The 22,303-nt window shown below is 54.4% G+C and carries 16 protein-coding genes; 13 read left to right on the forward strand and 3 right to left on the reverse strand.

All coding sequences use genetic code 11. From position 1 onward, the window contains the following. Positions 1-8 precede the first annotated feature (8 nt). The 5 genes from EGM51_15775 (at position 9) to EGM51_15795 (ending at position 7,497) form a co-directional block, all read left to right on the forward strand. Positions 9-1,187, forward strand: a complete 1,179-nt coding sequence (locus EGM51_15775; GenBank protein QBG48787.1) for an efflux RND transporter periplasmic adaptor subunit — start codon at positions 9-11, stop codon at positions 1,185-1,187. Continuing rightward, on the forward strand, positions 1,184-4,249 hold the full coding sequence (locus EGM51_15780) for an efflux RND transporter permease subunit (GenBank protein QBG48788.1): 3,066 nt from the start codon (positions 1,184-1,186) through the stop codon (positions 4,247-4,249). The genes EGM51_15775 and EGM51_15780 overlap by 4 nt, the downstream gene beginning before the upstream one ends. Further along, entirely contained in the window at positions 4,246-5,748 is a 1,503-nt protein-coding gene (locus tag EGM51_15785) for a TolC family protein (GenBank protein ID QBG48789.1), read from the forward strand. The genes EGM51_15780 and EGM51_15785 overlap by 4 nt, the downstream gene beginning before the upstream one ends. Before the next feature lie 586 nt (positions 5,749-6,334). Further along, positions 6,335-6,697 carry a hypothetical protein gene (locus tag EGM51_15790; protein QBG48790.1) on the forward strand — a complete coding sequence of 121 codons (363 nt, stop codon included), beginning with the start codon at positions 6,335-6,337 and terminating at the stop codon, positions 6,695-6,697. 65 nt (positions 6,698-6,762) lie between these two features. After that, a complete protein-coding gene (locus EGM51_15795; protein QBG48791.1) occupies positions 6,763-7,497 on the forward strand; it encodes an MFS transporter in 735 nt (244 codons plus the stop codon). Here EGM51_15795 and EGM51_15800 read toward each other — a convergent pair. Further along, positions 7,494-7,946, reverse strand: coding sequence for a hypothetical protein (locus tag EGM51_15800; protein ID QBG48792.1), 453 nt, complete (start codon positions 7,944-7,946; stop codon positions 7,494-7,496). The genes EGM51_15795 and EGM51_15800 overlap by 4 nt on opposite strands. A gap of 109 nt (positions 7,947-8,055) precedes the next feature. Here EGM51_15800 and EGM51_15805 point away from each other — a divergent pair, with 109 nt between their 5' ends. Further along, on the forward strand, positions 8,056-9,849 hold the full coding sequence (locus EGM51_15805) for a UbiD family decarboxylase (GenBank protein ID QBG48793.1): 1,794 nt from the start codon (positions 8,056-8,058) through the stop codon (positions 9,847-9,849). Here the strand turns inward: EGM51_15805 and EGM51_15810 are convergent. Next, entirely contained in the window at positions 9,846-10,214 is a 369-nt protein-coding gene (locus EGM51_15810; protein ID QBG48794.1) for a hypothetical protein, read from the reverse strand. The genes EGM51_15805 and EGM51_15810 overlap by 4 nt on opposite strands. A gap of 88 nt (positions 10,215-10,302) precedes the next feature. Next, complete coding sequence (locus EGM51_15815) at positions 10,303-11,541, reverse strand: aminoacetone oxidase family FAD-binding enzyme (protein ID QBG48795.1); 1,239 nt, start codon at positions 11,539-11,541, stop codon at positions 10,303-10,305. A 77-nt stretch (positions 11,542-11,618) separates the two neighbouring features. Between EGM51_15815 and EGM51_15820 the strand changes: the two genes are divergently transcribed. The 7 genes from EGM51_15820 to EGM51_15850 all read left to right on the forward strand — a co-directional run bounded on the left by EGM51_15820 (position 11,619) and on the right by EGM51_15850 (position 22,282). Next, positions 11,619-12,608 (forward strand): hypothetical protein, encoded by a 990-nt coding sequence (locus EGM51_15820; protein QBG48796.1) that lies wholly within the window; start codon positions 11,619-11,621, stop codon positions 12,606-12,608. Between the two features lie 104 nt (positions 12,609-12,712). Next, positions 12,713-17,377, forward strand: coding sequence for an autotransporter outer membrane beta-barrel domain-containing protein (locus EGM51_15825; GenBank protein QBG48797.1), 4,665 nt, complete (start codon positions 12,713-12,715; stop codon positions 17,375-17,377). Between the two features lie 34 nt (positions 17,378-17,411). After that, entirely contained in the window at positions 17,412-18,764 is a 1,353-nt protein-coding gene (locus EGM51_15830; protein ID QBG48798.1) for a sodium:glutamate symporter, read from the forward strand. A gap of 37 nt (positions 18,765-18,801) precedes the next feature. Continuing rightward, positions 18,802-19,521, forward strand: a complete 720-nt coding sequence (locus EGM51_15835; GenBank protein ID QBG48799.1) for a hypothetical protein — start codon at positions 18,802-18,804, stop codon at positions 19,519-19,521. A 172-nt stretch (positions 19,522-19,693) separates the two neighbouring features. After that, positions 19,694-20,323 (forward strand): nucleotide exchange factor GrpE, encoded by a 630-nt coding sequence (locus tag EGM51_15840; GenBank protein ID QBG48800.1) that lies wholly within the window; start codon positions 19,694-19,696, stop codon positions 20,321-20,323. Between the two features lie 3 nt (positions 20,324-20,326). Next, positions 20,327-21,499, forward strand: coding sequence for a molecular chaperone DnaJ (gene dnaJ, locus EGM51_15845; protein ID QBG48801.1), 1,173 nt, complete (start codon positions 20,327-20,329; stop codon positions 21,497-21,499). Positions 21,500-21,568: 69 nt separating this feature from the next. After that, complete coding sequence (locus EGM51_15850) at positions 21,569-22,282, forward strand: 16S rRNA (uracil(1498)-N(3))-methyltransferase (GenBank protein QBG48802.1); 714 nt, start codon at positions 21,569-21,571, stop codon at positions 22,280-22,282. Positions 22,283-22,303 lie beyond the last annotated feature (21 nt).

Here is a 22,303-nt window from a genome sequence, read left to right on the forward strand (position 1 = left end):
GGAGTGTCATGCGCATATATTTATTGTTTTCTACATATTTTCTAAGTTTTATGATTCTTATCGGGGTGACCGCCTGTTCGGACAACACCGAAACGGAGGGCGGAGCCCGTCCGCCTGCGCCGGTTGAAACCGCTCCGATAGAAACCGGAACCCTGCGTGCGGTGCGTACGTTTGGCGGGGCGCTGGAACCGCGTGCTGCATTTATGGTTTCTCCGAAGATCGGCGGCCGGCTGGAAGAGGTGCTGGTGGATATCGGAGATTCGGTGGATCGGGGTGCGGTTGTGGCCCGGCTGGATGACGATGAATACCGGCAGGCGCTGGCGCAGGCCGAAGCTGAACTTCTGGTGGCCCGGGCTAATCTGGCAGAGGCCGAGAGTGCGCTCGAAATTGCACTGCGCGCAATGGAACGTACCCAAACGCTGAGTTCACGTGGGGTTGCTTCGGATGCAGAGCTGGATGCAGCGCGCAGTGAACTGCTCGCCCGGGAGGCCGGTGTCGAGGTGCAGAAGGCCCAGATCACCCGGGCCGAAGCTGCCGTTGAGGCGGCACGGATCCGTCTGGGTTATGCTGAAGTGGTTGCACAATGGGCGGATGACGATCCGAGCCGGGTGGTGGCAGAACGGTTTATCGATGAGGGCCAGACTGTTGGTGCGAATACGCCGTTGCTGGAGATTGTGGATCTCGATCCGCTACTCGGCGTTTTTTATGTGACGGAAAAGGATTATCCCAACCTGCAGACCGGGCAGCGGGTACAGGTGTTTGCGGATGCTTATCCCGATGAAACCTTTGGCGGCCGGATTGAACGTATTGCACCGGTTTTTCATCAGAACTCGCGGCAGGCACGTGTGGAAATCACCGTGCCGAACAGCGATCTGCGGCTTAAGCCGGGGATGTTTATTCGTGCGGATGTTGAGGTGCGGCGGGTTGAGGATGCGGTGATCGTTCCGGCGGAATCAATTGTGACACGTTCCGACTCACAGGGGGTTTTCATGGTTTCTCCCGACGGTAAACACGCATTGTGGCGGACGGTTAAGACGGGCATCCGTGAGGGGAAACGGGTTCAGGTGATTGACGGTGACGGTCTGAGCGGACGGGTTATTACGCTGGGGCAGCAGTTGATTGAAGATGGGTCCGCCATCAATATCGCCGATACCGGATCGGTTGAATCTACAGGAGGAACGCTATGAATCTGCCCCGGTTCAGTGTCCGCCGTCCCGTCTTTACGACGATGGTTGCTCTGATTCTGATTGTGCTCGGTGCGGTTTCGCTGAGTCGCCTGCAGATTGACCTGCTGCCGAGCATTGAGCTGCCGACGGCGTCTGTTCGTACAGAATATGAAGGTGCCAGTCCGGAGGTGATGGAGCGGCTCATCACACAGATTATCGAAGAGATCGTTGCGACGGTTCCCGGTGTTGAGGAGATCCGTTCCACTTCCGAGGAGGGGCGCAGTTCGGTGAATGTCACCTTTGTCTGGGGCACCGATCTGGATGCCGCGGCCATCGATTTACGAGCTACGATTGAGGATGAAATCAATGAACTGCCCGATGACATAACGCGTCCGCGCATTAATAAATTCAACATAGACAGCTTTCCGGTAGTGCTGATTGGCATCTCCAGTCCGCTGGATCCGGTGGAGCTGACGCAGCTGATTGAAGATAGCATCCGGCACCGTTTCACGCAGATTTCCGGTGTGGCGCAGGTGGATTTGTGGGGCGGGTTTCCTCGCGAAATCCGCGTGGAGATTGATCCGGATAAAATCAATGCGCTGGGTCTTTCTCTCAACCACATACTCGATACACTGCGCGATGCCAACCTGGATCTGCCGGCCGGACAGATTGAAGAAGGGCGTTATGAGGTGACGCTGCGTGCACCGGCGCAGTTCAGCAGTGTACAGGAGATTCGTGATACCGTGCTGGAAATGCGCGGCGGCGCGGCGGTGACCGTTGGCGATGTGGCGGAAGTGGTCGATACCTATGAAAAACTGACACGTATAATCCGGGTGAACAACGAACGCGGGATACGCATTGCGATCCGGAAGCAGTCGGGAGCCAATACGGTCGAAGTGTCGCGGCAGATCCTGCAGGAGATTGACCGGCTTAACGCCGAGTTCCCGCAGATCAGCATTGTGCCGGTGATTAATCAGGGCAACTTCATAGAGCGCTCCATTCAGAATGTGGCGCGTTCGGTGCTGTATGGCGGCGGGCTGGCGATTCTGATTCTGCTCTTTTTCCTGCGCAACATCCGCAGTACGCTGGTGATTTCGCTGTCAATACCGATCTCGATTATTGCGACATTTTCGCTGATTTATTTTGCAGGGTTCACCATCAACCTGATGACGCTCGGCGGTTTGGCGCTGGGGGTGGGCATGATGGTGGACAGCTCGATTGTCGTGCTTGAAAATATATTCCGTATCCGTGATGAGGGCGGGGAGCCGCCGGCCGAGGCGGCAGCGGTCGGAGCCTGGGAAGTGGCGTCGGCGATTACGGCGAGTACGATTACCACACTGGTGATTTTTCTGCCTGTGGTGTTTGTGAAGGGGGTGTCGGGCCTGCTGTTTCGCGAGCTGGCTTATGTGATTGCATTTTCTCTGGTCTGTTCGCTGCTGCTGTCGCTGAGTCTTGTGCCGATGCTCTCCTCGCGCCTGCTGAAAAGAAAAGGGGAGGACCGGATCGGTCCAGACTGGCTTGAACGCCTGAAGCGGGATGCCGAGAGACGATTCGATAAACTGAATGCGGGATACCTGAATCTGCTGAATGCTGCGTTGCGGCATAAAACACGGGTGGTGTTCGGTGCTGTAGCGCTGCTCGGTCTCAGTCTGTTTACCGTGCCGATGATCGGAACTGAATTTCTGCCGCCGAGCGATGAGGGAGAGGTGCGCGTTACCGGTGAAATGGAAGTGGGTACGCGGCTGGATCTGCTGGATCGACAGACGCGGCGGATGGAATCGATTGTTTATGACGCTGTGCCGGAAGCGGTATCGACCGTGGCCTCGGTGCGTGAGAATGAAGGCGAGATCCGGATGTCGCTGGTGAAGGCGTCGGAGCGTTCCCGTTCGAATGTGGAAATTGCAGCCGATTTGCGTGAACGGCTGGAGGGCCGGATTCCCGGTATGAAAATCCGGACCCGTGCGCCGCAGGGACAGTTCCTGCTGGAGCGTATCATTGGCGGTGATGAGGGAGTCACGGTGGAGATCCGCGGTTTTGAACTGGAGGTGCTCAAGGCGCTGTCTGACAAAGTGGCGGAGGCCATTGAAGGTATCGAAGGCATTACTGATGTGGACCAGAGTTTTGATGACGGAACGCCGCAGGTGGAATTTATCCTGGACCGGCGTAAGATTGCCGACCTCGGGTTTACGCCGCGCGATGTGACCGAAGTGATTGAAACGGCGATTGCGGGATCGCGTGCCGGAAATTATCATAGTAAGGGGAATTCCTACCGTATTCTGGTGCAGCTGAAGGATGCGGAAAAGCGATCGCTCGACGAAGTGCTGAATCTCACGTTGCGTACTGCCGGCGGTGAGACCGTGGCTCTGCGCAACCTGGTCACCACGATCAGCAGCCGGGCTCCGCTGGAAATCACCCGGAAGGATCAGCAGCGGCAGGTGACGGTTACTGCTAACGTAACGGGCCGGGATCTGGGTTCTGTGGCTGCAGATATTAAAGAAAAGCTTCGTCAGATTCCCCGGCCTGACAGTTATGAGCTGATGGTGGCCGGAAATTTTGAAGAGCAGCAGAAGGCGATGCGGGAACTGACAGTGGCTTTGCTGCTGTCGCTGCTGCTGGTGTATATGGTGCTGGCGTGTCAGTATGAAAGTCTGCTCGATCCGCTGGTGGTGATGTTGTCGACCCCGATGGCCGCGATCGGTGTGCTGCTGGTGCTGTGGCTTACGGATACAACCATGAATCTGCAGTCGGCCATCGGCTGTATTATGCTCGGCGGGATTGTGGTGAACAACGCGATTCTGCTGGTGGATCAGGCCGGGCGGCTGCATGAAGAGGGGCGTTCGCTGAACGAGGCGGTTGCCGAAGCCGGCCGCCGGCGTTTCCGGCCTATTCTGATGACGACAATGACGACTATTCTCGGTCTCCTCCCTCTGGCTCTGGGGATCGGTGAAGGGGCCGATGCCCAGGCACCGCTGGCCCGGGCGGTGGTTGGAGGGCTGGCGGGATCGACGCTGATTACGCTGGTCTTGATTCCGGTCGTTTACACGCTGGTTCACGGGGTACGCAACAGGAAGGTGAAAGTATGAGTAAATCCGTGTTTGGACCTTTGCTGGGTATTTTCGTTGCTTCTTTAAACCTGCATGCAGACACAAACAGTCCGGCCCCTCTGATGCTTTCTCTGGAGCAGGCGGTGCTGATGGGGCTGCAGAATAACCGGGGCCTGCGCGTGCAGCAGTTAAGTCCGGTGATTGCCGGAGCCTTTGAGCAGCTGGAGCGCGGTGTTTACGACCCTGAACTGTTTGCTGAATTTTCGGATACAGAGGAAAATGTGGTTGAGACTTCGCGGTCTACGGCTTCGCAGTTTCAGGACGAAGGTTCGGATACGGAAGGAGCCGTCGGCATCCGTCAGCAGCTTCCGACGGGGACGGAAGTGGAGGCATCGGTCAGCGCGGAGCGGTCGGTTTCCACCCGCTCGCCGGAACAGCAGACCGCACGTCTGGGCTTAACCGTAACCCAGCAGCTTTTGCGCGGCTTCGGGCCGGCAGTGAACCTGGCATCGATTCGGCAGGCGGAGCTGGAGACCGAGGCCAGCCGGTATGAACTGCGGGGATATACAGAAGCGGTGATTGCGGATATTGAAATAGCGTATTGGCGCTATGTGGCTGCCCGGGAGGCCATCCGCGTGGTTGAAACATCGCTGGAAATTGCGCAGAGCCAGCTGGAGGAGGTTGAATCCCGTATCGAGGTTGGGGACCTTCCGGAAAATGAAGCGGCAGCGGCTCGGGCTGAAGTGGCGCTGAGTAAACAGAATCTTATTGATGCGCAAAGCGCCATGGAAAAACAGCGCTATACTCTGTTGCGGCTCGTGCAGCCGGATCTGCCGGTGACCGAGATGCAGGCACTGGAGGCCGTCAGTTCGCCGGATGTGGATGTGTCTGATGAACCCGATGCCGAAGATTCGATTCTGCTGGCCCTGCAGTCCCGGCCGGAAATCAAGGAGGCCGAACTGCAGCTGCAGCGCGGCGAACTGGAAACGGTGGTGACACGCAACGGCCGGCTTCCGAAGCTGGAACTGTTCATTAATCTGGGTAAAACCGGCTATGCCGACACGTTTGACGGCAGTTTTAAAGATCTTGACGGGCCGGGCTATGATGTAACGGTTGGTCTGGAGTTCAGTCAGGCCCTTGGAAACCGGCAGGCGCGGGCGCGGGATATCATTGCACGTACCGAATTGGAACAGGGAAAAGAGGCATTGGCCAATCTGCGGGATCTGGTGCGCTTCGATGTCCTGCTGGCCCTGAATGAGCTGAAACGGGCCCGCCGGCAGGTTTCGGCTTCGACAGAGACGCGGGGCTATCGCGAACAGACGCTGAGGGCGGAACGTGACCGGTTTGAAGTGGGTGCATCCACGGCGCTGGATGTGGCAATGACCCAGCGCGATCTGGTACAAAGCCGCCTTGCTGAAATTGAGGCGCGTGTGGCTTTTATGATTGCACGCATCCGTCTTTTTCAGGCTGAGGGAACTCTGATTGAACGCCGCGGTCTTGCCATAGATTCCGCCGACAGGGAAATTACCGATTGGTAGGGGGGAAGCTTCTGTAGTCGAAGATCCTGATGGCACCGGAAAAGAGCTGTCGGGCAGGGTGCGGACTGGGGAGAAAATAGGCGGTCTGCACGTCGGATATATGGATCCGGCCGATTTTTTTCATAAAATTCGGCCAAAAATGCCGCCGGGCGACGTATTGATATATGAAACTCGGGTTTGGGTTTCACTTGGGCTGCGTGAGGTTTCTCCTCCTCTTTTCCTCGCGCAGTCTCTTTTTTTGTCCAAATTGGGAATCGCCTTTCTGTTGCCCGGAAATAAACCGAAAAATTTTTTGCGTGGCTCATGCTGTCCGGATAAAGGTGATTTATTTGTGCGCATATTAAACCTGACTAAAGTGCTATGGTATTATGTGTTTTAAAAATGTGCCCTGTTTAAAGGGGCTGCATTTTAATCCTTAAAAAAGGGGGAGGGTTTCCGGCTCTTGAAACGGTTGAAATGGGCTTAAAAGAGCTAGTAAAAAATACTAATTCAGACCGCGTATGTACCGTTAGCTTCTGGTTCGTGTTGTGCTAAGGGTGACGCCTTGATTCTCCATATGTGGAGCAGAATGAAGGATAAATGGCATATGAAAGCGATCGTTGTATTTTTGGGAATTTTTGTTGCGTTGTATTGGCAGCCGACGGTTTCGCGGGCGAACGGCACGATTACTGAGGTAAAGCCGGTGCAGGCCGGACTGGAGCTGAAAACCTGGACGGTGATTGGGAATAGATATCAGCTGCAGTGCTCGACCAATCTGGTTGAAGGAGGCTGGACGGATCTAGGCAGTCAGATCACTGCAGTTAAGACCGCTACGAATCTGTCTGTAAACGCGGAGGCCGATCATTGCTGGTTCCGTGTGGTGGAAGAGCAGGCGGATGCGGCGGGGCCCACCAGCCCGCCAAAGCCGCCGGCCCGTGTTCCCTCAGGGCGCCCGGTTCGGGAATCCTGATCACATATTTCAGTTGTTTAACGGGCATGCTTGCGTAGAGTGGTTTTCTTTTTTACGGAGGATGTATGGCCGAGCAACGAAAACCCGAGAATCCGCTGATCAGTATTGCGGTGAATGTCGTCATTCCCGTGGCGATTCTGAGTCTGCTGAGCAAAGAGAAATATCTGGGCCCGGTCTGGGCGCTCGTTGTCGGACTGGCGTTTCCGATTGCCTACGGGCTGCGGACGCTGATTCGTGACCGCAAGGCGGATTTTATGTCGATCCTCGGTGTCATCAGTGTAACGCTGACCGGCGTGTTCGGGATTCTGAAACTGCCGCCGGAGTATATTGCCATCAAGGAAGCGGTGATTCCGCTGATTATCGGGCTGGCCATTGTGATTTCGCTTTGGACCCCGTTTCCGCTGATTAAAAAAATTCTCATGACCGAATCGCTGTTTGATGTGGAGCGGCTTACTTCAGCGCTCAGGGAGAAGGGGACAACGGATGAATTTGAAAAAAGACTGAAAGGGCTGACGGTGGGGTTTTCGTCCTCCTTTTTCCTTTCTGCGGTGCTGAACTATGGTCTGGCCATTGTCATGCTTAAGAGTGAGCCGGGGACGGAAGCCTATACGGCGGAGCTTGGAAAAATGACGGGAATGAGTCACATCGTGGTGTTGATTCTCTGTATGGTGGTGATGTTTCTGGTCATGAATAAACTGTTCGATACCCTGACCGAGCTCACCGGATGCAAACTTGATGATCTCCTCGCGGCGCACCATCGTGAGAAAGCCGCCGGAAAGGCGGAACCGGATACCGATTAGGCTTCCTGCAGGGTCACCATCAGTTTACTCAGCGCGAGCTGCTCGCGCTGTTCCAACTGCCGGAGGTTTTCCAGCATTTCTCTCACATGAGCCGAAGCTGCTCGCTTTGTCATGACGTCGTAGAACCGCGTCAGATGTTCATCAAAATCGCGTGCGGCTTTAATGACATAATCGACATCAACCCGTTCGGGAATGAAATAGTTTTCAAAGGTCTGATCGGTGGTGGCGATCATATATTTGAAAAACGTATCCATGGTGTCCGAAGTCGCGTCGTCTTCATAATCTGCAAGACGATGCTCCAGCTGTTTTTCATGTTCCACGAGGTCGTCAATGAGCTTCAGCGTAATCTCATCCGTCGCGGAATCTCTGAGCGAAAGATAAAAACGAATTAATCGGCGGTGAAAGTTCTGTGCATGATCCAGAATTTCTCTGGTTTGATTGAATGACATATTAATCATCTCCTTCATTCATATTCTACGCTCCGCGGCAGATCTGTCAACGAGCGGATTGCAGCGGAATCGGCTTGCGGAAACGGGCCGGAAAACAAAGACTGTTCGGATGGGTTATCAAAGTACAAACGAATGTATTCAGGCCCTGGAAAACGCAGGGCAGCTTTTCCGGATTAAAGACGAGGTGGATCCTTATCTTGAAATGGCGGAAATTCAGCGCCGCGTTTATGCCGAAAAGGGGCCGGCCATCCTCTTTGAAAAGGTGAAGGGCTGCAGATTTCCCTGTGTCTCCAATCTGTTCGGAACGCCGGAACGCGCGCGGCTTATTTTTAAAGATACCTATGATAATGTGGCCGCCATGGTTGCGGCCAAAGCGGATCCCGCTTCGCTGTTGAAACATCCGGGAAAGGCGCTCAAGGCCGGACTCTCCGGACTTAATGCGCTGCCGAAAAAGGTCTCTCCGAGCGCTGCCCCGGTTTTTGAATGCCGGGCGAAAATCAGCGATCTGCCGCCGATTGTCAGCTGGCCGGACGACGGGGGACCGTTCATCACATTGCCGCAGGTCTATTCCGAGCATCCGGACCATCCCGGAAAACCGCTGAAGAGCAATCTCGGCATGTACCGCATTCAGCTGAGCGGTAATGTATTTGAAATCGACAAAGAGATCGGTCTGCACTACCAGATTCATCGCGGTATCGGCGTTCATCAGAAACTGCATCTGGATCAGAATAAGCCGTTCCGTGTGGCCATCTTTATCGGCGGCCCGCCGGCCATGACTTTTTCCGCAGTAATGCCGCTGCCCGAAGGCATGCCCGAAGTGGCGTTTGCGGGATTGCTGGCCGGGCGCCGTTATCGGTATACGCGCTATAAAGACTGGACCGTTTCGGCCGACGCTGATTTCTGCATTATCGGCACCATCAACGGCACAAAACCTGAAGGTCCGTTCGGCGATCATCTGGGCTATTACAGTCTGAAGCACGATTTTCCCTGTCTGGAAGTGGAAGAGGTTTTTCACCGCAAAGATGCTGTCTGGCCGTTCACGGTGGTCGGCCGCCCGCCGCAGGAGGATACGACGTTCGGAGAGGTGATTCATGATATGACCGGCGTTGCGATTCCTTCCGAACTTCCGGGACTCAAGGCCGTGCATGCGGTCGATGCCGCCGGCGTGCACCCGCTGCTGCTGGCGATCGGAGAGGAGCGTTACACGCCCTACATGAAAACCATCCGTCCATCTGAACTGCTGACCATTTCCAATGCGATACTGGGCAAAGGTCAGTTGTCGCTCGCCAAATATCTTTTCATCGTAAACGAAGCGGACAACCCGCAATTGGATATCCACGATATTCCGGCTTATTTCGGGCATCTGCTCGAACGGATTAAATGGGAGCGGGATGTTCATTTCCATACGGAAACCAGTATTGATACGCTCGATTATTCCGGGGATGCTTTGAATCACGGATCCAAAGTGGTTTTTGCGGCCAGCGGCACTGCGTTCCGGAGCCTTGCCACGGAGAAACCGGATCTGGAAAACTGCGCGGTCGTTGCGCCCGGTATTCTGGCTGCGGCTTCAACATTCGAGCCGGAGACCTTTGTCAAACATCTGGATGGCCGTATTTCTGTTCATGATTTTCCGCTGGTGGTGCTTTGCGACGATCCGGAATTTGTGGCGAAGGACTTCGGTAATTTTCTGTGGGTCACGTTTACGCGGTCGAATCCGGCCCGGGATATTTACGGCGTCGGTGCGGAAACGCGTTATAAACACTGGGGCTGCACCGGACCGCTGATTATCGACGCACGCCTCAAGCCGCACCATGCTCCGCCGCTGATTGAAAATCCGGAGATTACTGCGAAGGTTGATGTGATGTTTGCCGACGGCGGCGTCCTCGCCGGGATCAGGCGCTAATGATCCGCCTGCAGCCAGGCGATGGCTTCGGCGCGGGTTTTAAAAAGTTTCACATTCTGGCCGTGGGTCATGCTGATGGATTCGTAAAGTTCATAGCCGCTCATCCCCGGTTTGGTCAGTACCGCGCGTTTCAGGTTTTCCGTCAGCGGCGAGGCTTTCGCTATTTTCGGGAAATTCAGGATATCGATGGAGGAAAGTTTGAGCTCTCCGTTCCGGGAGTCGCTCAGGAGTTTTCGGCACCGGGTTTCTTCAAGAACAGGCAGTAGCGCGGCAAGGTATTCTTTGACTACTGTCATGGTGATCTCGCCGATGAATGTGGATACAATGATATCTTCATCGGTATCGTATTCGATATTAAAAGGCATTTCTCTCTCCCGGTTGAACACTCGGAATTGTATGCCTGTTTTCAAGGATTGGAAGAACGATCTGAAAGAATACGAATCCGGGTTCAGCCTATGCATTTTCGCCGGCTACGAATCCGGTGGTCCAGCAGAGCTGAAGTGAGAAGCCGCCGGAGGGGCGGCTGATATTGAGCATATCGCCGGTAATGAAAACGTTGGGATGCAGGCGGGAGGCCATGGTCCGGGTGTCAACCTCTTCCAGCGGAATTCCGCCGTCGCAGACGACGGCCCAGTCGTATCCCATGGTGGCGGTGATGGTGAGCGGTAGCCCTTTAATGGTGCGGGCCAGGTGTTTACGTTCCTCCTGCGTGACAATATTCACCTTTTTTTCGAGAAGTTCAACGGGCAGATGGGTATTCAGCGTTTTGGCCATCCCGGTCGGGACCAGCAGTTTGGTGACATTGCGGATGATTTTGTTTTTGTTATTGTCGAAGACTTCGAGAATCAGCCGATCGATTTCATGAATCTCCCGTTTCGGGAAAAGATCGATGGTGGCGGCGACGGGGCCTTGTTTCAGCAGTTTTTTGACGTTGTGGGCACTGTTGAGAATCAGCGGGCCGGAGAGACCGAAATGGGTGAAGAGGAGTTTCCCTTCACGGAAAAAAGCGGTTCCGTCTCTGGCGGTAAACGTGATGCGCATGGGTTCGAGGGCCGTTCCGGAGAGATCTTTCACCCATTGTTCCTTCACTTTGAGCGGAACGATATCGGGTGTGGCTTTGATGATGGTGTGTCCGATATTTTTCAGCCATTGAAACGCTTCGCCGGTGGAGCCGGTTTCGGGATACGCCGTTCCTCCGGTGGCGAGAATGATACTTTCGCTGCGGATCGGACCTTCGTGGGTCTGAACGCCGCAGACCTTTTCGTTTTCGGTCAGCAGACCTTTTACGGTGCTGCTGAAGCGGCATTCCACGCCAAATTCCGCCATGTATTTCCGCAGCGCTCGTGTAACGTCGGCGGCATTGTCGGTTTCCGGAAAGGCGCGTTTGCGATCTTCGGAAATATAGAGCGGCAGGCCGAGGTTTTCAAAAAATTCAAAGGTGTCGTGTGCGGAAAAGCGGGAGAAGGGGGAGAATAGAAATTTGGCGTATTCGCCGTAGTTGGCGAGAAATTCGCGGTGGTCGAATTCGCCGTTGGTGATGTTGCAGCGTCCGCCGCCGCTGAGTTCGAGTTTTTTTCCGGGAGCCGGGTTCTTTTCCAGCAGCAGGACATTTCTGCCGTATTCCGCGGCATGCCCGGCCGCGATCATTCCGGCGGGTCCGCCGCCCACCACGATTACATCATAATTTTTCATGGCGGGAACTTACTGGTGCGTTGGATTGAATTCCAACTGAAAGTCGCTAGGATGTTGCCCCAACCAGGGGGATGAATATGAAATGGACGTTTCTTTTGGCCGGGCTGCTTTTTTCACCTGGCGTTTGGGCCGGTGCGGTTTTTGTTGATTTCGATAAAGAGCTGATTTTCCCGCAGCAGATCGCCGGGATGTCCTATGCCGCGTTTGCGAAATATGAAAACGATAATCTCGGGTATTCGGTGGTGTATACAAACGGATCATTCCGCTGTGCGGTTTCATTGCTTAATATGGGCCGGTCAGCGATTCCCGATGGCTACCGGAGTGACGGGGTGAGCATGATGTTGGAAGCCGTGGAGACCGACCTGCAGCGCCAGGTTGAAGAAGGCCGGATTTCCAAGGTGAGGAATCGGGGAGGAACCGTGGTGCCGAAAAAATCGCCGCTGCAGTTTGCTAATCGAGTCTTCCAGTTTATGGAAAACCGGGATGCCGGAATCGGCAGGGAAACGGTTCCGCGTATTCAGTCGGTTTATATTACGGGCAGTCACAACCATTTTGTGAAGGTGGAATTCGGTTTCGATGTGGCGGAAAATCAACGGGCACGGGTTACGGCGGACCAACTGCTGAAAGAGCTGGTTCTGCTGCTGATTGCAGAGCCTGCGGAAAAGGAGCTGCTGCTGGCGGCCTGCGAAATTGCGATTGATGATCCGGCGGGTTATCCGGGGCAGACGGCGGCACAGCGGGTTTATGAAAAAATCCAGACCATGGACGAATTATGTTTTTATGATGCTTTTTTTGTCTGGCCGCAGGAGCGTTACCGGAAACCGAAGAATGCCGATTTCCTGACGACGGCGTATTTTGCGGGAATGCTTCGGGCGGTGCTGCCGGAGGATCTGGAGAGCGGCGGGGAAGTGGAGGCATTCGAGGCGATGCTGGAGGCCTATGAAAATATGCGTGCGCGGGAGCAGATTACGGAGATTCCACAGCTCGAAGAATGGATCAGGGCTGCAGACCGTCGGGCACTGTACCGGAAACTGCTGGTGGAGTTTGGTTATGCGGTGGCGGAATAGAGGGCTGGCGGGGTGAATCTCCTTTTCTAAATCCTTTCGGCAAAAGGTGCTTTCCTGTAATCTTTGCGCCTATTTTTCCAACCATTGGAAACAGGAGTTTTTGAATGATGCGCGTTTTGAAGATTTTGGGTCTGTCAGTAATTTGCAGCGGGGTTGTGCTGGCGCAGTACACCAATGTCATTGAAGATGGCCAGACCATACAGGTGGTCAGCGACTGGGATAACGGAGGTGCTGATCTGATCGTTGGCGGTACTTCGGGCGGAAATACTCTGTACATCAATACGGGTTATGTGGTGTCGAACAGCAGCGAAGTGGTGATCGGTCGTGATGCCGGAGCCGATGAAAACAGGGTCGATCTCGACGGTTCGGGCCTGCTGGTGAATGGCGATATGATTGTGGGCGGTGAAGGGGACGGTAATCTGCTGCTGATTGATAATGATTCCTATGTGGAGAACTCCAATGCCTATGTCGGAGTGAATTCGGAGGATAATGCAGTCGCGGTAACCGACGACAGTGTCTGGAATAATAACGGGACGCTGTATCTGGATTCGGGTTCCGGCAATGCCGTATCGGTCAGTAGCGGCGGACAGGTACTCGCCGACAGCCTGCAGCTGAGTGGGGATAATGTTTTTAACCTGAACAATTCCGGCGTGCTTTTGCTGCGTTCCGATTTTAATGTTTCGACCAGTGGATTCAATTGGAATACGGGGGGACATCTTTATCTGACCAATGGAACGCTGACCGGACTTACCGACACCAATGGGGCCACCTATCTTCACGATGAGCGGGATCTGACGCTGAATGATGCCGATATGGATGTCTCCGGTACGGATCTGACGGTCGGTGACTTCGGCTCCAACAGCGATCTGCAGATTCTGAACGGCGGCACCGTGCTGGCGGATAACGGGGTGATCGGTTCGGGCAGTGATGCGGAGGATAACTCCATTATTGTTTCCGGCGAAGGCTCTTCACTGAGCTTCAGCGAGGGCGGCCTGCAGATCGGGGTCAATGCAGGAACCGGCAATGCGCTGGGGGTTTTTGACGGGGCCTGGACATTTGTCGGGGATGCGGGCACGAACGATGTTGCCGGCACGACCAACGGCGGTCTGATTGTTGCGCATTCCTCCGGAGCGACGCTGGAGCTGGATAACAGTGCTGTGGTCAGTGTTGACGGTGGGCTGTTTGTAGGAACCGCCGGAGGGGGAACCGGTGCGGTGACTATTGCAAACGGAAGTTCGGTCGGCGTAGGAACGGTTGAAATTGAAGACGGCAGTCAGATTGAACTTCAGGAATACGGCGCTTTTCTGGTGGAAGGCGATTTTATTTACGGCAACGACAGTTCAAAGTTTGTCTGGGAGGACTATACGACGCTCGGTGTCGGTGGGACCCTGAGTAAAACGAACGGTCTGGACGGTACGCAGCGGACGCTGAATCTCAACGGCGGTGACTGGGCCCTGGCGGACAGCACGGTGATTTCGGGCATAAGCAATACGGTGCAGGTGCTGGATGGCGGTACGCTGACGACGACGAACGGATTGCTTTCCGGAACAAACAATGCCGTGGTGATTTCCGGTACTGATTCGCATTGGGAAAATGCAGGGTCTCTTTATGCGGAAGGAACAAACAACAGTGTTTCCGTGGCTTCCGGAGGGAAGGTTTCGGCAACCGGTGTAGATTTTGAAGATGGTAATGCATTTAATATCAATTCCGGCGGTACGCTGGCACTGACCACGAATCTTTTTGATTGGTCGGCTGTTGAAAACATCAACTGGAACAGCGGCGGTAATCTGGCGCTGATCGATGGTGAAATTACGGGACTGGATAGCACAAACCTGGTGTTCAACGGCTCCACGAACAGTGCGGTTTCTGTAGGCGGCGGGCGCAGTCTTACGCTTGAAAACGGGACCTGGGATGACAACAGCGCTGACCATCTGGTGGTGGGGTTGAATCAGAGCGGAGAAACAGTCGCTATTTCCAACAAAACAACCATGGTGCATAACGATGCCTATATCGGCTGGGGCAGTGGGTCCGAAGGAAACAGTGTCGTGGTTTCCGATGCCGATACGCTGTGGGAGGTGCAGGGCGGTGATCTGTATATCGGAGCCTATTGGGTCGACGGAACCAATCTGACCGCAACCGGCGGGAATGATAATTATCTCTATGTCCGTGACGGTGCCCAGGTGTTCGTCGGGGATACCACGACCAACGAAGCCGGTGTTCTGGTGGCCTCAAGTGACGGAGCGACCATGACGCTGGGGGATGGCCGGGTGGAGATTGACGATACGCTCTTTATCGGTCAGGGAGTGAATACCGGTATCGTTACGATTATGGACGGCGGCGATATGCGGGTCGGTGATCTGAAGATTGCGGCCGGCAGTGAACTGGACCTGCAGGAGAACGGAATCTTCCGGATCAGCACTAACCTGAATATGGATGTTTTGGCAGGAAACGGATTTGACTGGTATTCCACCAACTCCACCGTTCAGGTGGACGGAACGCTGACGCGTTCGGATTATTTTCTGGATAAAGAACAGAACCTGATTCTCGGAACCAACGGGCTTTGGGATACCGGCGGGGCGGATCTGATTGTGGGTGTGGACGGAAACAGTAAACTGACCGTACGGGATACCGGTGAGCTGAATGCGGGAAATATCACCATCGGGGGATCGGTCAGCAACGGCGGATCCAGTGCGGTTATCGTGGATGGCGGCGTTCTGAATGGAACAGATGTTATTATCGGTGCGGATACCGATGAGAACTATATGGAAATTTCTGATCAGGGTTCCGTGAACCTGCTCGGTTCGGTTTATCTCGGAGGGACCAATTCGACGGGGAACTATGTGCTGCTCGACGGCTCCAATACCACGATGAACATCGGAGGGGACCTTTGGGTCGGTGCTGCGGATACCAACAGCTCAGGCAATATTTTCTATCTTCAGAATCAGGCGGAGCTGACGGTGGACGGCGATGTTTTCGTTTTCGGTGGAAACCGGATGGTCTTGAGCGATGGGACCAATTTTGTCGGCGGAGACTTTACGGTTTACAGCAATGCCGCCCTTACCGGAACCGGAGAGATTGAACTTACGGATGCCAATGCCCTGCTCACACTGGAGAATGGTAATATGGCCATTGATGAGGATGGATCACTGGGTTATACGGTTTCGTCCGGAGTATCGTTTGCCGGTACCGGATCGAATCAGGTAAAGGTGGATGGCGGCATTTTCGGTCTGCTTGGGTCTTCGACGGCGGATCAGTATTCCGGGTTTGACTCGCTGACGCTTAGTGGTACTGAGTTCTATGGTTACGGAACGAATGACTTTAATTCGTTCAGTATGACCAACGGCACCATCCGCCCAAGTTCGAATCTGGGCACCACAGCATTGTCTGGTGGGGAATACCGTCTGATTGATACGGCCGGAACGCTGGTGATGAATGGCAGCTTCAGTGCATCCAATACCACGTATAAAGCGGATATTCTCGGAGTATATGGTCACGACCTGCTTCATTTTGCACAGAATGTGACGCTCGACGGCCTGATTGCGGATATTACCGTGGCGAGTGTAACGAATTCTGAGATGGTAATTCTTTCGTCTGACGTTGGACTGAGTGGTGATTTTGCGGAAACCAACCTCACGAACCACATGCTGCTGTTTGATGCATCGCTGGTAAAAGTCGGGAATGATGTTGTCGTGCAGATGACAAATACGGCGGATTCGTTCAGTTCATCGCTCGACTATGCCGGAAGCGAATCAATCCGCGCCGGATTCAACGGCATGAAAAACGCGGTGTTCACCCGTACAAAGCAGCTGCGCCGCAACCTGGTTTCGACGGCGCACGCCATACCGCACGATGCATTTCTGATGACGAATACGAATGCCCCGGCTGGTCCGCAGGGGCCCGGGGCGGATAATACAATTTTTGATATGCACGTGTGGGCGCAGTATTTCAACGGTCAGGGTGATTATGATGCCCATGGGCTGTCCGACGGTTACACGCTGAATCAGAGCGGTACCACGCTGGGGGCTGATCGGCTGGTGGGCGAGGATCTCACCGTAGGCTTCAACTACACCTATGCGCGCGGTGATGCGGAGACCACGAATACGGATTATCTCGATACGGAAACCTACTGGTTCGGCGCCTACGGAGAATGGGTAGGTAAAAGCGGGCTTTATGTCGATACACTGCTGGCCTACGGCCGATCCAACTATGACTCCATTCGGGTTGAAAACGACGACGACCGTGACTACCGGGGAACGGCATCCTATCGGGGTGACAACTTCGGCGGTTATGTGGATGTAGGGCAGTACATGTATTATAAAAATCTGGCGATTGCACCGTACATTGGGCTGCACGCCCTGTTCATGGATACGGACGACCACACTGAAACCAGCACGGTTGATAATAACGAACAGCTGAAGGTCGACGGAATGAGCCGCACCCTGGTTGAATCAGCGCTTGGGCTTAAAGCGCGTCACCGGTTCGACACCTCCATCGGCCGCTTTCAGACCACCGGTTATGCTGAATGGACGCATGATTTTGTACAGGATGAAATCGCAACGGAGATGCAGCAGGTCAACGATGTCCTCGGTCTGAATACCGCCCCGGTTACCCAGGCGGCCATCAAACCGGAAGAGGATCTGTTCAATATCGGGCTGGGCCTGAGCTGGCGCAGTACAGAATATATGGAAATCGGCATCGGTTACAACGGCCGCTTCAGCGATGACTATGAGGAGCATATGGGTTCGCTGATGCTCGACGTAATGTTCTAAATTTGCTGTGAGCTGACAGCGGTAAGCTTGCAGCCTGGAAGACCGGAGATTTGCTTTGTTATCATTTGGATGTTTATGCCTGCTCCTCGGTCTGGGGTACTGGATCCGCCGCCGGATTGTGCTGCTGCAGAAGCTTTATCTGCCGGCCAGCGTCATTGCCGGGCTGCTGGGGCTGCTTATTTTTCAGACGCTGGACGTGCCTGCCGAGGTTTCAGCGGGCTGGAATAAACTGCCCGGCCAGCTGATCAATATTGTATTTGCCTGTCTTTTTCTAGGCACTGCACTGCCGCCGGTTGCGAGAGTCTGGAAAAGTTCCAGCCGGCAGCTGGCCTACGGTCAGATTGTGGCGTGGGGACAGTATGCCGTCGGGTGCTTTTTTGTTCTGCTGCTGTTTAAACCGTTTTTTAATCTTCCGGATATTTTTGCCGGGATTATGCCGGTCGGTTTTGAGGGCGGTCACGGAACCGCCGGCGGTATGGGGCCGGTTTTCGATGAACTCGGTTTTCCGGAAATGAAGGATTATGCGCTTGCCGCCGCTACCGGCGGAATTATGGGGGCTATTATTGTCGGAATGGGTCTGGTGAACTGGGCGGTGCGCAAAGGCTATGTGGAGCGTAAAGTGCGGCCGGGTGTCGATATTGAAGATTATTCCGGTCTGATTCCGCATGAACATCGACCGGCTGCCGGAAAAATCAGTGTTTCCTCTGATGTTATCGGCTCGCTTTCGCTGCATCTTGTGTTTGTGGGGGCGGCGATTCTGCTGGGCTGGCTGATGAAGGAAGGCATGATTCTGGCTTCGCGGGGGCTTCCGGATACCGGGAAAAAGATTTTTGAGAGTTTCCCGCTTTTTCCGCTCTGTATGCTCGGCGGCGTGGTGGTTCAGTTGCTCGCGGACCGGCTGGATCCGCACGAACATATGGACGAGGGACTGATGCTGCGCATTCAGAACTGTGCGCTCGATTTTCTGGTGGTTGCGGCAATTGCGACGATCCGTATTGAGGTGGTGGCTCAGCAGTGGGTTCCGATTGTGGTTTTAATTCTGGCGGGCATCGGCTGGAACGTACTGATGCTCACGGTTGTTGCGCGCCGGGCGTTTAAGGATGCCTGGTTTGAGCGCGGAATTGCCGAAATGGGGCAGTCGATGGGGGTGACCGCGACCGGTCTGCTGTTACTGCGCGTGGTGGATCCGGATTATGAAACCGAAGCTGCGGAGGCGTTTGCCGCCAAACAGCTGCTGCATGAACCGTTTATGGGCGGCGGGCTCTGGACGGGGACCGCTATTCCGCTGCTGGCGCTATGGGGCGGATGGCCGGTTTTCGGCATTGCGGTCGGGGCCATTGCAATCTGGACCGCAGTCCTGTTTATTCTCAACCGGTGCGCAGTGTGATATATTTTCGAAGCGATAACGCAGAAGGATGGTAAATATGTATAAGATGAAGTTTTTTCTCGCAGCTCTCACGGGTTTGGCTCTCTGTTCTGCAAAAGCAGTGAAGAACGATGAATCGATGGATCTGACGCTGTCCGGATGGGCCGGCTGGATGCGGGGTGCGGTGATGGTGGATGGTCAGAAAGCAAAGATTCATCGGGATTCCATGAACTATTTTGACGATCTGGATTTTGGTTATTCGGGAGAACTTACGCTGCGCGACAGCTCGATAGTGCTGCTGGGTTCTTACGAATATTATGACGGGATTGTATCGGATGTCACTGTAGGCGGGACTCCGGGGTCGCTGGAATCCAGCGAAAATACGTGGTGTCTCGCCATCGGATATCCGCTGGGAAGCGGTAGTTCGACTTTTGACCTGCTGGTCGGGCTTCAGTCGCTGGATATGGATAATACGCTGACCATTGGCGGCACCAAATCCAGTGACAGTGAAACACTTTACGATGCAGTGGTGATGTTACGGATGAAGCAGGAGCTGTTCAGTAATTTCTATCTCTATATTCCGTTGATGATGGGAGGAACTTATCTGAGCGATTCTGAATTTATCTATGATGCCGGCCTGCAGCTGATGTATCAGTTCGGTCAGTCGTTTGATCTGCGGGTCGGGTATCGGATTACCGGGTATGATTTCAGCGATTCCTCGAAGGCAACGGATTTCTATCAGCAGGGCTATACGGTGTCTATCGGGATGACATTTTAGTAAGGGGCAGTATGTGCAGCCGGTTCCGATCTGTTCCGGCATAGGCTTGAAAGGTGTTCGAAACAGCCCGATTTGTCCTGCATTGACCTGTTGACAGTTCTTGGGTTTCGCGTATTTTTCCAAGCTCTGGAAATCAAACAGACCCCGCCTTCTGCGGGAAAGGATTTTGACTATGGCTAAAAAAGAAAAGATTCAGGAAGAAGAGCTTAAGGCAGAAGAAGCGATTGCTGAAGAGGCGGTTGAAGAAACTGCTGAAGAGGCGGTTGAAGAGACGGCTGAAGAAGTGGAAGAGCTTCCGGATACTGAAGTTATTGAAGACGAGGAAACGGCTCCTGAGGTCGAGGAAGAGGAGGACGAATCCCTACGCGACCAGTTTGTGCGTCTTCAGGCTGATTTTGCCAATTTCCGGAACCGGACGCAGCGCGAACGGGTCGAACTTTATCAGCGTGCCAACGAAGATCTGCTGCTGGAAATTCTGCCGGTACTCGACCATTACGAAATGGGCCTGAAGACGGCTGAAAAGCACGATGCCGACAAGGCGGTGGTGGATGGATTTAAAATGGTCTATGACCAGTTCCGGAACGTTCTGAAAAAATTTAATCTCGAGCCGATTGATGCGGTAGGGCAGGAATTTGACCCCCATAAACACGAGGCACTCACTCATATGCCGTCGGAAAAATATGCGGAGGGAATCTGCTCCGAACAGGTCCGCCGCGGCTATATGTTCGGCGACAAACTGTTGCGTGCCGCACAGGTTGTCGTCTCTTCGGGGCCTGCCGAAGCCAAAGAAGGTGAGGAATAATTGATGGCTGAAAAACGGGATTATTATGAAGTGCTGGGTGTTTCAAAAAATGCCACGGCCGATGAAATCAAAAAAGCCTATCGAAAAGTGGCCATGAAGTATCACCCGGACCGTAATCCGGGCGATAAAGAGGCCGAAGAAAAGTTTAAGGAGGCGTCCGAGGCCTATGAAGTGCTGACCGATGCGGATAAAAAAGCGCGGTATGACCAGTTCGGTCATCAGGCCTTTGCTCCGGGCGGCGGCGGTTTCGGCAACGGTTTTGGCGGCGGTTTTCACGATGCTTCGGATATTTTCGAGCAGGTGTTCGGCGGCGGTTTCAACATTAATGACCTCTTTGGTGGCGGGGGCGGTGGCCGCCGGCGTTCCAGCGGTCCGGCACGCGGTTCCGACCTGCGGTATGATCTTGATGTTGATTTTGAAGAGGCGGCCCTTGGTTCGCATCGAACGCTGACCCTTCCGGTGTCGGAAACCTGTAGAAAATGTTCCGGCAGTGGAGCGGAACCGGGAACCTCAAAAACCACCTGCCCGACCTGCGGCGGGCGCGGCCAGGTTTCGTCGGGCGGCGGGTTTATCCAGTTTTCGCAGACCTGCCCGACCTGCGGCGGGGCCGGCGAAATCATTTCCCATCCCTGTTCGGCCTGTAACGGAACAGGTAGTATAAAAGAGCGGAAAACCATCAAATTGCGTATTCCTGCGGGTATAGAATCCGGCTCCCGCCAGCGCCTGCCCGGTAAAGGCGAAGCCGGCGCACGCGGCGGTCCGGCGGGCGATCTGTTCATTGTTTTTCACGTCCGCGATCATGAACTGTTCAAACGCAGCGATCTTGATATTTATTGCGAAGTTCCGGTGCCGTTCCATATTGCCATGCTTGGCGGTGAAATCCAGGTTCCGACCATTCATGGCGGAGCCAAACTGAAAATTCCGGCAGGTACCGAAAGCGGAAAAATTTTCCGTCTGCGCGGCCAGGGCGTGCAGGATGCTGCACACGGACACGGCAAGGGCGACCAGCATGTGCAGGTTAAAATCGAGGTGCCGACCCGCCTCTCCGGCAAAGAGAAAAAGGCGATGCAGCAGTTGGTGGAACAACTGCACGATAATCATTTCGAAGAGACGATCCGCATGAAAAAACTCGCGGAAAAATTCTACGAGCGTAAGCGCAAACTCGAATCTGAATAAGTGTTGATGCGATAACTGGATCAACCGGGGCTTCCGCATTCGGTGTTACCCGTTATCGAGTCCGAAAAAATGCGGATAAATTCATTAGTTGATGCGGCGGAACTGGAGAAGGAGATCGCGCTTCTTTCTCCGGAGGAATCGCATCATCTTGCCCGTGTACTCCGGGTGCTTCCCGGACAGGAAATAACGCTGTTTGACGGGCAGGGCGGTGTTGCCGAAGGCCTGATTGAAACGGTTTCAAAAACAGCCGTCGAAGTCCGTATTTCCAGCCGGAGGAAGGTGCCGGAACCTGAAATCGGAATTGATCTGATTCAGGCGGTTCCGAAACCTGACCGTTGGGAACTGGTACTGCAGAAGGCGGTGGAGCTGGGCGCAACGACAATTCAGCCCGTATTGACGAAACACACCGCCTTTCGCCCCAACCCGAAAAAGCAGGATCGGTGGAATAAAATTGTGCTCAATGCGGCGCAGCAGTGCGAAGTACGCTGGCTGCCGGATCTTCGGCCGCTGGCGGCATATGAGTCGGTTCTTCCGGCTCTTGGGCACTATGATCTCGTACTGATCGGTTCGCTGTATGAAGGGGCAAAGCCTTTCCGGGAAGTCCCGGTGGCAGGGAAATCGCGCGTTGCCCTGCTGATCGGTCCCGAGGGGGATTTTACAGAAACTGAAGTGCAGGCGGCCGTCGATGCCGGAGCGGTTCCGGTTTCTTTCGGCGAGCGGATACTGCGGACGGAAACCGCCGCAATTTTTGGTTTAAGCGTACTGGCCTATGAGCTACTTTAAACCCTTCTGATTTTAAACCGA

Source organism: Verrucomicrobia bacterium S94 (genome assembly GCA_004299845.1).
Lineage (GTDB): Bacteria > Verrucomicrobiota > Kiritimatiellia > Kiritimatiellales > Pontiellaceae > Pontiella.